General features: G+C 47.6%; 1 rRNA gene. It reads right to left on the bottom strand.

Going from position 1 to position 513, the window contains the following annotated elements:
- A 23S ribosomal RNA gene (locus tag F6U93_RS14400) occupies positions 1–513 on the bottom strand; the annotation flags it as partial.

Here is a 513-nt window from a genome sequence, read left to right as displayed (position 1 = left end):
AGTCCATAGCTTCGGTAGTATGTTTATGCCCGATTATTATCCATGCCGAACCGCTCGACTAGTGAGCTGTTACGCACTCTTTAAATGAATGGCTGCTTCCAAGCCAACATCCTAGCTGTCAAAGCAGTTCAACCGCGTTATTTCAACTTAACATACATTTGGGGACCTTAGCTGATGGTCTGGGTTCTTTCCCTCTCGGACATGGACCTTAGCACCCATGCCCTCACTGCTGATCATATTTTATAGCATTCGGAGTTTGTCAGGAATTGGTAGGCGGTGAAGCCCCCGCATCCAATCAGTAGCTCTACCTCTATAAAACTAATATCAACGCTGCACCTAAATGCATTTCGGGGAGTACGAGCTATTTCCGAGTTTGATTGGCCTTTCACCCCTACCCACAGGTCATCCGAAGACTTTTCAACGTCAACCGGTTCGGTCCTCCACTGTATGTTACTACAGCTTCAACCTGCCCATGGGTAGATCACACGGTTTCGCGTCTACCACTACTGACTA

The organism is Pseudotamlana haliotis (genome assembly GCF_008806375.1).
GTDB lineage: Bacteria > Bacteroidota > Bacteroidia > Flavobacteriales > Flavobacteriaceae > Pseudotamlana > Pseudotamlana haliotis.
The sequence above is the reverse complement of the archived record's forward strand: the minus strand, read 5'-3'. Positions and strand labels throughout refer to the sequence as shown.